We start from the raw sequence: 11,875 nt of genomic DNA, 5'->3' as shown, positions 1-11,875 counted from the left end.
GGCATGGACGACATCACCGCGCTCATCCTCGACGACCACGACGCGTTCCGCCGGGGTTTCGCCCGCCTCGACGACGCCCGGGGCGAGGAGCAGCTCACCGCCGTGTGGGACGCCCTGGCCCTGCACCTGGAGATCCACGCCGAGGCCGAGGAGCGGATCCTGTACCCGCACCTGCTCAAGCGCTCCTCCTCCGAGGAGACCAAGGAGGAGACCGACGACGCGATCCGCGACCACAACAAGATCCGCGACGCGATCGAGGCCGCCAAGGCCCACCCGGTCGGCTCCGACGGCTGGTGGAAGGCGGTCTGGGCGGCGCGCACCGAGAACAGCGAGCACCTCGCCGAGGAGGAGGACGAGGTGCTGCCCGACTTCCGCCGGCACGCCGACATGCGGCTGCGCATCGACCTGGGCGCGCAGTGGCTCACGTTCTACGGCGAGCACCCCAGCGGCAAGGGCCTCACGTTCCGGGACAAGGACCCGAAGCGCTACATCCAGGAGCACAGCCAGGCATAGCCGGGGCGTTGCGGGGGACCTACCGGCGCATGACAACAGTGCTGATCACCGGTGGCCTCACCGGCATCGGACGGGCCACCGCGTCGGCGTTCGCCGAGCAGGGCGCCGACGTGGTGGTCGCCGGCCGCCACGACGCCGACCTGCCGGCCGGCGCCGTCTTCATGCACGCCGACGTCCGCGACGAGGACGAGGTCCGGCAGCTCGTCGACGACACCGTCACCCGCTTCGGCTCACTGGACATCGCGGTCAACAACGCCGGCACCGAGGGCAGCCCCGGCAGCATCGTGGAGCAGTCCGCCGACACGTACGCCCAGATCTTCGACACCAACGTCCTGGGCACCCTGCTGAGCATGAAGCACGAGCTGCGGGTCATGCTCGAACAGCACCACGGCAGCATCGTCAACGTGTCGTCGGTCCTCGGCCACCACGGCGCGGCCGGCACGTCGGTGTACGTCGCCAGCAAGCACGCCGTCGACGGGCTCACCCGCTCCGGCGCCCTCGAGGCGGCCGGCAGCGGCGTGCGGGTCAACGCGGTCGCCCCGGGGCCGATCGAGACACCGATGCTGCGGCGGTACGAGTCCACCGGCCCCCGCACCGACCTGAAGACGGGCGTGCCGCTCGGCCGGGTCGGCACCCCCGAGGAGATCGCGAAGGCGGTGCTGTTCCTCGGCTCCGACGCCGCCAGCTTCATGACCGGCGAGATCATGTACGTCGACGGCGGTGCCTCAGCCGGGTAGCGGCATGCCGTGCCGGCGCAGGGCGTCCTCGACCGCCGCGCACACCGTCTCCACCACCAGCGCCCGGGCCGTGGGCTTGTCGTCCGCGGGGATGACGTGCCACGGCCCGGCCGGGTGGTCGGTGCGCTCCAGCATGTCCTCCACGGCCCGCTTGTACGCCGGGCGCTTCTCCCGGTTGCGCCAGTCCTCGTCGGTGAGCTTCCACGAGCGCAACGGGTCCTGCTGCCGGCTGCGGAACCGGCGCAGCTGCTCCTTGCTGGAGATGTGCATCCAGAACTTCACGATCACCATGCCCTCGGCCGCGAGGGTCCGCTCGAACTCGGTGATCTCCTCGTAGGCGCGGCTCCACTGCTCCTCGGTCGCGAAGCCCTCGACGCGCTCCACCAGGACCCGCCCGTACCAGGACCGGTCCAGCACCGTCATGCCGCCCCAGCCGGGCAGCACCGGCCAGAACCGCCACAGGAAGTGGTGCCGCTTCTCGTCGAACGTCGGCGCGGCGAACTGCGACACGCGCACGTGCCGCGGGTCGAGGTGGTCGACCAGCCGCTTGATCGAGCCGCCCTTGCCGGAGGCGTCCCAGCCCTCGAACACCACGCACAGCGGGGGGCCCAGCTTCGCCTCCTCGCCACCGATCTGCCCGCCCAGCGTCAGCCGCAGCCGCAGCAGCCGCTCCTGCGCCGCCTCCAGGCGGGCGACCGCCTCGTCCTTGGGCATCGCGTCACCGGGGTCGACCTTCGACAGCCGCTTCATGGCCATCAGCCTGCCACGCCGCGCACGCCGCCGCGTGACGAGCACAACTCACGTCATGTTGAGTTCGCCGGGTGCATCCCCGGCCGGAGGTGCGACAGTACTTGGTATGAGCACGAGACGGGCGCTGCGGATCGCCGCACTGCTCGTCGTGCTGGGCGTGGCCGTGCTGACGCTCAAGGACAAGCTGCCCGACCCGGCGCAGATCGCCGCCACCATCGCCTCGGCGAGCCCGTGGTGGCTGGTCCTGGCCGCCGCCGCGGAGATGACGTCCCTGCGGCACTTCGCCCTGCAGCAGCGCCGCCTCCTGGCCGGGTTCGGGGTGCGGATGTCGGTGCCCCGGGCGGTCGCGGTCACGTTCACCCGCTCCGCGATCTCCTTCAGCCTGCCGGCCGGGTCGGCGATGTCGGCGGGGTTCGCGTTCCGCCAGTTCCGCACCGCCGGCGCGAGCCGCCGCACCGCCGGTGCCGTGGCCGTGCTGTCCTCCCTGCTGTCCGGGGTCGCCCTGCTGCTCATGTACGGCGCGGTCGTGCTCATCCCGCGCGGCGGCGCCACCGGCAACGCCGACACGCTGGTGCTGGTGATCGGGCTGCTGGTGACCGCCTCCGTGGTGTTCGGCCTGGACTTCCTGCTGTCGCGCCGCCCGCCCGGGCCCGTCGCCGAGGACCTCGCCGACGACGATCCGCCGCCGGGCCCGCGGCGCGGGCTGATCGAGCGCGGCCGGGCGTCGGTCGCACGCACCGTGGCCGACCTGCGCCGCCTGCCGCCCCGCTCGTGGGTGCTGTCGCTGGTGCACGCCACCGTCAACTGGGGGCTCGACTTCGCGTGCCTGGCCGCGACGGCGGCGGCGTTCGACATCGACGTGAGCCCGGTGGCCCTCGCCACGGTGTACCTGACGGTGCAGCTGGTCCGGCAGGTGCCGATCAGCCCCGGCGGGATCGGCGTGGTCGAGGTGGCCCTGCTCGCCGGCCTGGTCTCCGCCGGCGCGGCGCACGGCCCGGCGGCCGCCGCGATGCTCGTCTACCGGCTGCTGTCCTGCTGGATCATCATCCCGCTCGGCGCGCTCGCGTACGCGACCCTGCGCGGCCGCAAGGCCCCCGCCCCGGAGCCGGCCCGCCCCCAGCCCACCCCGGTGGCGTGACCGGTTGGCGTGAATCTCACAGAGATCTTTCAAACTTCACACGCCGCTGTTAGATTTGGTCCGTGCTTGGACCGGATCGACTCGACCTGACGCTGCGCCTGGTCCGCGGCAGCGGCCGGCTGACCCTGGCGGAGCTCGCCGCCCGCCTCGGCGTGTCGGAGATGACCGTCCGCCGCGACCTCGACCAGCTCCAGGAGCAGGGCCTCGTCCGGCGGGTACGCGGCGGCGCGGTCGCCCTGGACGTGCCGGGCGACGAGGCCGGGTTCGCCGTCCGCGAGCAGTGGCAGGCGGCGACCAAGGCCCGCCTCGCCCACGCGACGGCGGCCCTGATCGCCCCGGGCAGCACGGTCCTGCTCGACGCCGGGACCACGACGGCCGCGGTCGCGGCCGCCATCGCCGCGCGCTTCGGCACCCCGCCCCCGAACGCCCCCGGCGCCGGCGGTGCCGGCTCGGCTGGCTGTGCCGGCGGCCCTGGCCCGGCTGACGGTGCCGGGCCGGCCGGCGGGGCCTCGGGCGTTGGCGGGGCCGGGCCGGCCGGCGGTGCCGGCGGCCTTCCGGCCGGCGGGGCCGGCGGGCCTGGTGTGGCCGGCGGTGCGCGGGGTGCCGCGCCGGCGGGTCGTGCCGGCGTGGGGCCGCCGGGGGCGCCGTTGACGGTGGCGGTGCTGAGCCTGCAGGCGGCGGCGCGGCTCGCCGACCAGCCCGGCATCCGGCTGCTCATCCTCGGCGGCGAGTCCCGCGCCGGCGAGCGCAGTCTCGTCGGTCCCCTCGCTCTGAGCGCCCTGGAGCAGTTGCGCTTCGACACGTTCGTCATGTCGATCGGCGCGGTCCATCACGACCTCGGCTGGTCCGAGTTCGACCTCGAGGACGCCGCCGTGAAGCGGGCCGCGCTGCGCCGCGCCGGGCGGACCGTCGTCGTCGCGGACGCCACGAAGCTCGGCGTCCAGGCCTTCGCCCGGGTCGCCCCGCTCGAGGCGGCCGACACGTTCGTCACCTCCGGCACGGCGTCCCTCACCGGTGAGGCCGCTGCCGCCACCCTTTCGGCGCTGCGCACCGCGGGCGTCGAGGTCATCACCACCGAACCCTCCGAGGAGACCCCATGATGATCCTGGTAGCCGGCCCCTACCGCTCGGGCACCGGCGACGACCCGGCCAAGCTGCGCGCCAACGTCGACGCGATGAACGACGCCGCCGTCCAGCTCTTCCGCGCCGGCCACCTGCCGGTCACCGGCGAGGCCCTCGCCCTGCCGCTGATCGAACGCGCCGGCTCCACCACCGTCGGCGACCCCGTCTTCGACGAGATCTTCCACCCGATCTCCGCCCGGCTGCTCACCCGCTGCGACGCGGTCCTGCGCATCGGCGGCCCGTCCGCCGGCGCCGACGAGATGGTCGCCCAGGCCCGCGCCGAGGGCAAGCGCGTCTACACCGCCCTCACCGAGGTCCCAGCCGCGTGACCGATCGCACGAGGCTTCAGCTCCGGCGTCGTGACACCCGGCGCATCAGGGCGTCGGGGTCGAAGGTAAAGGTGAACGGCTCCGTCATGGTGAGTGTCGCGCCCGGTCCCGCCGCGGCGTCCTCGACATAATGCGTGCCGTCGAGCCGGTGCGGCCGGATGGTGGCGGCGCCCGGCGGCTCCTGCTCGACGAGCACGTAGCACGCGATGCCCGCGTCCGCATACAGCTGCATCTTGAGCACCCGGTCCGTCCCGGCATTGCTTGGTGAGATCACCTCGGCGACCAGCACGACCTCCGCGGCGTCGACGATGCCGCCGTCGGTGTCCGTGTCCGCCACCACGATGTCCGGGATCATCAGGCGGCCGGTGCGGAGCCGGAGGTTGACCGCCTCCATCACCAGCAGTCCCACATCGGCGGCCGCGTCGTCGAGCGCCGCGGCCAGCACCAGGGAGAGCCGCTGGTGCCACTTGGTCGGTGCCGGGCTCACCAGCAGACTCCCGTCGAACAGCTCGATGCGGTGCCCGCCCGGCTCGAGGGCGAGATAGTCGTCCTCCGACCACGGCCGGCCGTGGTCGATCGAGGCAAAGTCCATGGGCTCACGCACCTCCCGACTGCCGATGCCACCAGCTTGCCATGTGGCCGGGCGGTCGACGACGTGCGCGCGTTGCACCATCACCCGTCCACGGTGTCACATGACATCATATAAGCACAAGTTACGAGGTCACCGCAGGCCGACTGGGCGGTGCTCGCGGTCGGGGCGGGGGACGCCGGCGAAGGAGAGGAGCTTGAACCAGGCGGGCATGCCGCGGCGCAGGTCCTCCGGGCCCTGGATGTCGACGGCGCCGCTGCGCAGGGCGTCGGACCAGGCCAGGTCGCCGAGCCAGACCTCGACCATGCTGCGCAGGTCGGCGGTGACCCGCACCGCGACGTCGAAGCCCGGGTCGGCGTCGCACACGTCGGCGTCGGTGGGGGTCAGCACGAGCCACCAGTGGCGCTGCGACGGCGGGACCGACGGGAACCGGAACTCGATCACGGTGCGGCCGGGCGGGACCACGTCGTGGTCGACCCGGCGGTGCATGTCCCACAGCAGGATCTTCGGGTCGAGGTCCCGGTCGCCGAGGTGGCCGATCCAGCGGATGCCCCACTCGCCGAGGGCGGCCACGATCGGGGCCAGCTCCTGGCCGGCGGGGGAGAGACGGTACCGCACCTCGTTGCCGTGCTTGTGCCGCTCCGCGACGCCGGCGGCGACGAGGTGCTGCAGGCGCTTGGACAGCAGCGTCGGCGACATGCGGGGCAGGCCGCGGCGCAGGTCGTTGAAGTGCCGGTCGCCGCCGACGAGCTCACGGACCACGAGCAGGGTCCAGCGTTCGTCGAGCAGCTCCATGGTCTTGGCCACGGGACAGAACTGGTAGTACGACGCACCCATGCGCGCACCGTAGCTGTCGGCTGCACGACTGGTACAGATCTTGTACTGGTTGCGTCATACCGGCCGTTCCTACGGTCAACGGCATGCAGAGCGCTGAGATGACCGCCGACCAGGCGTTGAAGAGCAAGCACCGGGCCATGTGGGCGATGGGGGACTACGCGGCCGTGGCCGCCGAGGTGATCCCGTCGCTGGGCCCCCTCCTCGCCGAGGCCGTCGGCGCCGGCCCCGGCACGCGGGTCCTGGACGTCGCCGCCGGCTCCGGCAACGCGGCGATCCCGGCCGCCGCGGCCGGCGCCGACGTCGTGGCCACCGACCTGTGCCCCGAGCTGCTCGACGCCGGCGCGGAGCTGGCCCGGCGCCGGCAGGTGGACCTCACGTGGCAGGTCGCCGACGTCGAGGCGCTGCCGTTCGGCGACGACGCGTTCGACACCGTCATGTCCTGCGTCGGGGTGATGTTCGCGCCGCAGCACGCGGTGAGCGCGGGCGAGCTGGTGCGGGTGTGCCGGCCCGGCGGCACGGTCGGGCTGGTCAACTGGACGCCCGAGGGGTTCATCGGGCAGATGTTCGCGACGATGAAGCCGTACGCGCCGCCACCGCCGCCCGGCGCGCAGCCGCCGCCGCTGTGGGGCAGCGAGGCGCACGTCCGGGAGCTGTTCGGCGACGCCGTCACCGAGGTCGTCGCGCAGCGGCGGGCGTTGCGCGTCGAGGTGTTCCCGACCGCGGAGGCGTTCCTGGAGTTCTTCAAGCGCACGTACGGCCCGACGATCGCCGTCTACCGCGCGATCGCCGAGCGCCCCGACGACGTCGCCGCCCTGGACGAGGCCCTGCTGGACCTCGCCCGCCGGCACGACACCGGCGGTGGCGCGATGGACTGGGAGTTCCTGCTGTACGTCGGCCGCATCCGCTAGACGACGCGCTGGCGCTGCCGGCCGAGCCCGTCGATCTCCAGCTCCACGACGTCGCCGGAGCGCAGGTACGGCTGGCCCGGCAGCCCCATCGCCACCCCGGCGGGCGTGCCGGTGTTCACGACGTCGCCGGGGTACAGCACCATGAACTGGCTCAGGTACCAGATCACGTGCGGCACGTCGAAGATCATGTCGCCGGCGACCTCGTCCTGGCGGGGCTCGCCGTTGACCCAGGAGCGCAGCCGCAGCCCGGGCACCGTCAGCTCGTCGGCCGGCACCAGCCACGGGCCGAGCGGGTTGAACGTCTCGCACGACTTGCCCTTGTCCCATTGGCCGCCGCGCTCCAGCTGGAACTCCCGCTCCGAGACGTCGTTGCTGACCGCATACCCGGCGATGCACGCGGCGGCGTCCTCGGGGCCGTCCAGGTAGCGCGCCTGCCGGCCGATGACGACGGCCAGCTCCACCTCGTAGTCGGTCTTGACGCTGTTGCGCGGGATGCGCACGTCGTCGTCGGGGCCGACCACGGTGTCCGGCGCCTTCATGAACACGACCGGCTCGGCGGGTGGCTGCGCGCCGGACTCGGCCGCGTGGGCGCGGTAGTTGAGGCCGATGCAGACCACCTTGCCGGGCCGGGCGACGGGCGCGCCGGTGCGGGCCGGCGGGTCCGCGAGGACCGGCAGGGTGCCCGCGTCGAGGGCGGCGCGGACCCGGCCGATGCCGTCCGCGGCGAGGAACGCGCCGTCGATGTCGGGGGTCAGTCCGGACAGGTCCCGCGCGACGCCGTCCGCGTCGAGCACCACGGGTCGTTCGGCACCGGAAGGTCCAAGCCGGGCAAGCCTCATGGGCTGCCACGGTACGGACCCAGTGGCCAAGTGGTCAAGCCAATCCGTCCCGCGCCGCGGCGGCGATGCGTTCCAGGTGGGCGGTCATCGCCGCGCGGGCGGCGTCGGGGTCGCGGCGTTCGACGGCGGCGACGATCGCCTCGTGGTCCTCGGCGGTGCGCCGGCGCACGCCCGGCCGGGCCGCGGTGATCGACCGGCTGGAGCGGCCCAGCGTCGACAGCGACTCGAGCATCGCGGTGAGCAGCGCGTTGCCGGACGCCTCGGCGACCAGGCGGTGCAGCGGCACGTCGGCCTCGACCGGGTCGGCGCCGGTGATCGCGGCGCGCATCGCCGCGGCCTGCCCGGGGGTGGCCCGTTGCGCGGCCAGCGCGGCGAGCGCCGGCTCGAGCAGCAGCCGGGCCTCGAACAGCTCCCCGATCGTGCGCTCGTTGAGCGCCATCACGAACTGCATCGGCTCCAGCAGCGTCGCGGTGTCCAGCGCCGCGACGAACGTGCCGGCGCCGTGCCGGCTCTCCAGGATGTTCAGCCCGACCAGGGACCGGATGGTCTCGCGCAGCGTGGGGCGGCTGATCCCGAGCAGCTCGCTGAGCTCCCGCTCGGGCGGCAGCCGCTGGCCGGGCGCGAGCCGGCCGTCGACGATCATCTGCTGGATGCTGCGGGCCGCGTCCGCCGCCGCCGACGTGCGCCGCAGCTTCGCGAAACCGGTGCCGCTCACCGCCACCACGCTACGGCAGCCCGCGGGCCGCGGCCACGCCCCGCCGCCCGCGCGCGGCGGCCGCCGCTACGGCAGGCCGGCGACGGTGAACGAGCCCGGCGCGGCGTCCGCCCTGGCGATGACCGCGCCGTCGGGGGCCCAGATCGTGGAGTGGCCGGCGGTGTGCGTGTAGCCGTCGCCGGTGGGCCCGGCGAAGCTGGCGAACGCGACCCACACCCCGTGCGCCGTGGCGATGCCGGCGCCGCGCGCGTCCTGCTCGGCGGTCTCCTCGGCGAACATGAGGGTGCCGGCCACGTACCCGTCGATGCCGAGCGCGGCCGTGCGGGCCCGGTGCTCCGGCATGCTGGTGTCCTTGCACACGCCGAGCCCGAGCCGGCGGCCCTCGACGGTGAGCACCCGCGGCTGCGGTCCGGGACGGAACCGGGCCTGCTCGGAGTCGCCGAGGTGCAGCTTGCGGTACGCGACCTCGACGGTGCCCGCGACGCCGTCGACGGCCAGGATCCCGATGCAGGGGCCGTCGACGGGCGCGCCGGCCAGCGCCAGGGTGCCCGTGTCCCGGCAGGCGGCGACCAGCGGCGCGAGCGCCGGGTCGTCGGGCGGCACGAGGTCGGCGTCCAGCTCGTACCCGGTCAGCGACAGCTCGGGGAACACCACGACCCTCGCCCCGGCGGCCCGCACGACGGCGGCGTGGGCGGCGGCGTTGGCGGCCACGTCGTGCGGCACGCACACCGGCTGGGCGACGGCGACCGTGAGCAGCATCCATGGATCCTACGCACCGGCCGTCTGGGACCGTGTCGGCGCCGGGCGGTACGTCAGCCGCGCGTGCATCTGCGCGACCTCCGGCGGCGCCGCGCCCGCCCGCTGAGCGGCTACTCCTCCCAGGCGGGCGTGTCGAGCAGCCGGGTCAGCAGGTCGCCGAGCTGGTCGCGCTCGTCCTGGCTGAGCGGGGTGAACGATCTCGCGATCACCCGGTCGACGAGCACGTCGCCGGCCTCCTTGAGCTCCAGCCCGCGCGGTGTCAGGCGGTGCCGCACCGCGCGCCCCGGGCCGGGGACGCGCTCGATCAGTCCCCGGTCGGCCATCCGGGCCGCGAGGGACCCGAACGACTGGTCCGTCTGGAACGTCAGCACCGCCAGGTCGTGCAGCGACGCCCCCGGGTGCCGGGACAGGTGCCGCAGCGTGTCCCACTGCACCAGCGAGACGCCGAGGTCGCTCAGGGCCGCGGTGAGCGCCCGGTGGTGCCGGTGCTGCAGCCGCTTCACCAGCAGCGCCACGTCCTGGTCCGTCCGCATGCGGCCATGGTACCGACGTGAGGTCAGCTTGTTTGTATAAGGTTCCTTGTATAAGGTTACTTATATGGAACTCACCTTCAGCGACCTTGGCGCCGGGCGGGCGGTGCTGCTGCTGCACGGCGGTGCCGGACCGCGCTCGGTGCTGCCCTTCGCCGCCCGCCTCGCCGCCCGCGCCCGGGTCCTCGTGCCGACCCACCCGGGCTTCGACGGCACGCCGCTGCCGCCCGCCACGCGGGACGCGGTCGCCGCGGACGACGAGCACGACACGCCCGGCGCCGACGGCGCGGTCGGTGTGCTGGCCCGGCGGTACCTGGCCTGGCTCGACGAGCTCGGGCTGACCGGTGTCACGGTCGTCGGCAACTCGATCGGCGGGTGGATCGCCGCGGAGATGGCGGTGGCCGACGACCGGCACCGCATCGACCGGCTCGTCCTCGTCGGTGCCGTCGGCATCGCCGTGGACGACCACCCGGTCGCCGACTTCTTCGCCCTCGACCTCGCCGAGCTGGCCGAGCGTTCGTACGCGGACCCGGCGGCGTACCGCATCGACCCGGCGACGCTGACCGACGAGCAGCGGGCCGTCATGGGCGGCAACCGGCGGGCGATCGCGTACTACTCGGCGGCGCACGGCATGCAGGATCCCGGCCTGCGCGCCCGGCTGCGGGCGGTCACCGCGCCGGCGGTGGCGCTGTGGGGCGAGCACGACCGCATCGTCGACCCGGACTACGGCCGCGCGTACGCCGCCGCGATCCCCGGCGGCACCTTCGAGCTGCTGCCGGGCACCGGTCACCTGCCGCAGATCGAGACGCCCGACCAGCTGCTGCTGGTCCTGGACAGGTACCTGTAGCCGGTCAGGGCCGCCGCCAGAGCCGGGTCCCGCCGGCGGCGTCGAGGCAGACCAGTCGCAGGCCGGGGCCGGTCCGGTGGCCGCCGGCCAGGCAGCGGGCCTGCGGGCCGGGCAGGGTGCCGAGGACGTCGAGGCGGCCGAGGGTCAGGTCGACGACGCCGATCGCGGTGCCGCGCTGGAGCACGGGCCCGGCCGAGCCCTCGGCGGGCGGCAGCAGCCGCCAGCCCGGCAGGGCCGCCGGCGACCCGTCGCGCCACCGCACGATGCGCACCCCGGCGGCGACGGCGTACGACGGGCCGGTGACGGGGTCGCGCAGCGCGGGAGCCGTCCACCGGGGCCGGCCGGTCGCGGGGTCCAGGGCCGTGGTCACGGCGCCGCTGGTGACGCACAGCCACGGGCCGCAGGCGGCCGCGGCGCCGTCGAACGGGACGCTCCACGCCGGGGCGGGTGCCGCGGCCGGCTGCCCGGTGAGCCGGCCCGGCCGGGCGGGGTCGGGCCGGTCCGCCGCGATCACGCTGCCGCCGGCGGCGAGGACCACGGACGTCGCGGGCACCGTGCCGCCGCCGAGCCGTGCGCCGCCGGTGAGGGCGTACGTGTCGAACCGGCCGTCGCCGCCGGTCGCGACGAACCAGTCCGGCCCGGCGGCGACGGTCCGGCCGTCCGGGAACCGGACCGTCCACCGTGCGGCGCCGTCCGCGGCGTTGGCCAGGGTCAGGGCCGTCACCCGCCGGCGGGCGCCGCAGCCCGGGCCCTCGGCCAGCAGCAGGTCGCCGGCGGCGGTGACGGCGTGCACCGCGCCGGGCGCCGTCCACAGCGTCCGGCCGGTGGCCGGGTCGAGCCGGTCCACGGACGGCGGGTGCTGCCGGTCGCACGGCTGGCGCACGACGAGGACCGCGCCGCCGCCGGGGGCGATCATGAGGTCGGGGTCCGGGCCGGGCAACGGGCGGCGCCAGCGTTCGGCGCCGGTCCAGTCGTACGCGGTCACGTTCCAGGCGAGGGTGCCGTTGCCGCGCAGCACGTAGAACGCGTCGCCGGCGCCGGCCAGGCGCATCGTGCCCGGCGGCAGCCCGGTCACCGGGGCCATCGGCGCGGGCGGCGGCGCGGTGGCGGGCACGACCGCGGCCAGGACCAGCGGCACCGCCCACCACGGCGCCCGCCGGCGGGGTGGCCGGTGCGGCGCCGGCGCCGGCGCGGTGTCCAGGTCGATCACCCGGTCCACGGTATGCCGCGCCCGCGGACGGGCGAATCAGTACATTGATCGCA

15 protein-coding genes are annotated in these 11,875 nt (G+C 74.8%); 7 read left to right on the top strand and 8 right to left on the bottom strand.

The genetic code is table 11. From position 1 onward, the window contains the following. The first annotated feature begins 3 nt into the window (after positions 1 to 3). Together OP18_RS12295 and OP18_RS12290 are read left to right on the top strand one after the other, a co-directional pair. On the top strand, positions 4 to 513 hold the full coding sequence (locus OP18_RS12295) for a hemerythrin domain-containing protein (protein WP_033358885.1): 510 nt from the start codon (positions 4 to 6) through the stop codon (positions 511 to 513). A gap of 29 nt (positions 514 to 542) precedes the next feature. Then, complete coding sequence (locus OP18_RS12290) at positions 543 to 1,250, top strand: SDR family NAD(P)-dependent oxidoreductase (protein ID WP_033358884.1); 708 nt, start codon at positions 543 to 545, stop codon at positions 1,248 to 1,250. Here the strand turns inward: OP18_RS12290 and OP18_RS12285 are convergent. Continuing rightward, positions 1,239 to 2,000 (bottom strand): polyphosphate kinase 2 family protein, encoded by a 762-nt coding sequence (locus OP18_RS12285; protein ID WP_033358989.1) that lies wholly within the window; start codon positions 1,998 to 2,000, stop codon positions 1,239 to 1,241. The genes OP18_RS12290 and OP18_RS12285 overlap by 12 nt on opposite strands. A 106-nt stretch (positions 2,001 to 2,106) precedes the next feature. On the opposite strand from OP18_RS12285, the gene OP18_RS12280 reads away from it, so the two are divergent. The 3 genes from OP18_RS12280 to OP18_RS12265 all read left to right on the top strand — a co-directional run bounded on the left by OP18_RS12280 (position 2,107) and on the right by OP18_RS12265 (position 4,588). Continuing rightward, on the top strand, positions 2,107 to 3,138 hold the full coding sequence (locus OP18_RS12280) for a lysylphosphatidylglycerol synthase transmembrane domain-containing protein (protein ID WP_052386587.1): 1,032 nt from the start codon (positions 2,107 to 2,109) through the stop codon (positions 3,136 to 3,138). A gap of 62 nt (positions 3,139 to 3,200) precedes the next feature. Continuing rightward, positions 3,201 to 4,238 carry a DeoR/GlpR family DNA-binding transcription regulator gene (locus OP18_RS57045; RefSeq protein WP_052386586.1) on the top strand — a complete coding sequence of 346 codons (1,038 nt, stop codon included), beginning with the start codon at positions 3,201 to 3,203 and terminating at the stop codon, positions 4,236 to 4,238. Beyond that, on the top strand, positions 4,235 to 4,588 hold the full coding sequence (locus OP18_RS12265; protein ID WP_211273507.1) for a DUF4406 domain-containing protein: 354 nt from the start codon (positions 4,235 to 4,237) through the stop codon (positions 4,586 to 4,588). Before OP18_RS57045 ends, OP18_RS12265 begins: the two co-directional genes overlap by 4 nt. A gap of 16 nt (positions 4,589 to 4,604) precedes the next feature. Here the strand turns inward: OP18_RS12265 and OP18_RS12260 are convergent, their stop codons facing one another. After that, positions 4,605 to 5,180, bottom strand: coding sequence for a Uma2 family endonuclease (locus OP18_RS12260; RefSeq protein ID WP_033358883.1), 576 nt, complete (start codon positions 5,178 to 5,180; stop codon positions 4,605 to 4,607). Positions 5,181 to 5,309: 129 nt separating this feature from the next. Continuing rightward, a complete protein-coding gene (locus tag OP18_RS12255; protein ID WP_033358882.1) occupies positions 5,310 to 6,014 on the bottom strand; it encodes a winged helix-turn-helix transcriptional regulator in 705 nt (234 codons plus the stop codon). Between the two features lie 83 nt (positions 6,015 to 6,097). Here OP18_RS12255 and OP18_RS12250 point away from each other — a divergent pair, with 83 nt between their 5' ends. Next, entirely contained in the window at positions 6,098 to 6,922 is an 825-nt protein-coding gene (locus OP18_RS12250) for a class I SAM-dependent methyltransferase (RefSeq protein WP_033358881.1), read from the top strand. Here OP18_RS12250 and OP18_RS12245 read toward each other — a convergent pair. From OP18_RS12245 to OP18_RS12230, 4 genes are all read right to left on the bottom strand, one after another. Next, positions 6,919 to 7,761 carry a fumarylacetoacetate hydrolase family protein gene (locus OP18_RS12245; RefSeq protein ID WP_033358880.1) on the bottom strand — a complete coding sequence of 281 codons (843 nt, stop codon included), beginning with the start codon at positions 7,759 to 7,761 and terminating at the stop codon, positions 6,919 to 6,921. The genes OP18_RS12250 and OP18_RS12245 overlap by 4 nt on opposite strands. Before the next feature lie 34 nt (positions 7,762 to 7,795). Beyond that, a complete protein-coding gene (locus OP18_RS12240; protein ID WP_156089460.1) occupies positions 7,796 to 8,476 on the bottom strand; it encodes a FadR/GntR family transcriptional regulator in 681 nt (226 codons plus the stop codon). Between the two features lie 66 nt (positions 8,477 to 8,542). Further along, positions 8,543 to 9,235, bottom strand: a complete 693-nt coding sequence (locus OP18_RS12235; RefSeq protein ID WP_033358879.1) for a carbon-nitrogen hydrolase family protein — start codon at positions 9,233 to 9,235, stop codon at positions 8,543 to 8,545. Between the two features lie 110 nt (positions 9,236 to 9,345). Then, a complete protein-coding gene (locus OP18_RS12230; protein ID WP_033358878.1) occupies positions 9,346 to 9,768 on the bottom strand; it encodes a MarR family winged helix-turn-helix transcriptional regulator in 423 nt (140 codons plus the stop codon). A gap of 64 nt (positions 9,769 to 9,832) precedes the next feature. On the opposite strand from OP18_RS12230, the gene OP18_RS12225 reads away from it, so the two are divergent. After that, entirely contained in the window at positions 9,833 to 10,612 is a 780-nt protein-coding gene (locus tag OP18_RS12225; RefSeq protein WP_033358877.1) for an alpha/beta fold hydrolase, read from the top strand. Between the two features lie 4 nt (positions 10,613 to 10,616). On the opposite strand, the gene OP18_RS12220 is transcribed toward OP18_RS12225, so the two are convergent. Further along, positions 10,617 to 11,822 carry a PQQ-binding-like beta-propeller repeat protein gene (locus tag OP18_RS12220; RefSeq protein ID WP_156089459.1) on the bottom strand — a complete coding sequence of 402 codons (1,206 nt, stop codon included), beginning with the start codon at positions 11,820 to 11,822 and terminating at the stop codon, positions 10,617 to 10,619. Between the last annotated feature and the right edge of the window lie 53 nt (positions 11,823 to 11,875).

This window comes from Dactylosporangium aurantiacum (assembly GCF_000716715.1).
GTDB lineage: Bacteria > Actinomycetota > Actinomycetes > Mycobacteriales > Micromonosporaceae > Dactylosporangium > Dactylosporangium aurantiacum.
This window is presented reverse-complemented; position numbering and strand designations above follow the sequence as displayed.

What these genes read in the sequence shown, in the direction of transcription:
- OP18_RS12285 (WP_033358989.1), bottom strand. Translation starts at nt 2,000, where the DNA reads ATGAAGCGGCTGTCGAAGGTCGACCCCGGTGACGCGATGCCCAAGGAC.
- OP18_RS12225 (WP_033358877.1), top strand. Translation starts at nt 9,833, where the DNA reads ATGGAACTCACCTTCAGCGACCTTGGCGCCGGGCGGGCGGTGCTGCTG.
- OP18_RS12265 (WP_211273507.1), top strand. Translation starts at nt 4,235, where the DNA reads ATGATGATCCTGGTAGCCGGCCCCTACCGCTCGGGCACCGGCGACGAC.
- OP18_RS12230 (WP_033358878.1), bottom strand. Translation starts at nt 9,768, where the DNA reads ATGCGGACGGACCAGGACGTGGCGCTGCTGGTGAAGCGGCTGCAGCAC.
- OP18_RS12290 (WP_033358884.1), top strand. Translation starts at nt 543, where the DNA reads ATGACAACAGTGCTGATCACCGGTGGCCTCACCGGCATCGGACGGGCC.
- OP18_RS12235 (WP_033358879.1), bottom strand. Translation starts at nt 9,235, where the DNA reads ATGCTGCTCACGGTCGCCGTCGCCCAGCCGGTGTGCGTGCCGCACGAC.
- OP18_RS12280 (WP_052386587.1), top strand. Translation starts at nt 2,107, where the DNA reads ATGAGCACGAGACGGGCGCTGCGGATCGCCGCACTGCTCGTCGTGCTG.
- OP18_RS12245 (WP_033358880.1), bottom strand. Translation starts at nt 7,761, where the DNA reads ATGAGGCTTGCCCGGCTTGGACCTTCCGGTGCCGAACGACCCGTGGTG.
- OP18_RS12250 (WP_033358881.1), top strand. Translation starts at nt 6,098, where the DNA reads ATGCAGAGCGCTGAGATGACCGCCGACCAGGCGTTGAAGAGCAAGCAC.
- OP18_RS12295 (WP_033358885.1), top strand. Translation starts at nt 4, where the DNA reads ATGGACGACATCACCGCGCTCATCCTCGACGACCACGACGCGTTCCGC.
- OP18_RS12260 (WP_033358883.1), bottom strand. Translation starts at nt 5,180, where the DNA reads ATGGACTTTGCCTCGATCGACCACGGCCGGCCGTGGTCGGAGGACGAC.
- OP18_RS12255 (WP_033358882.1), bottom strand. Translation starts at nt 6,014, where the DNA reads ATGGGTGCGTCGTACTACCAGTTCTGTCCCGTGGCCAAGACCATGGAG.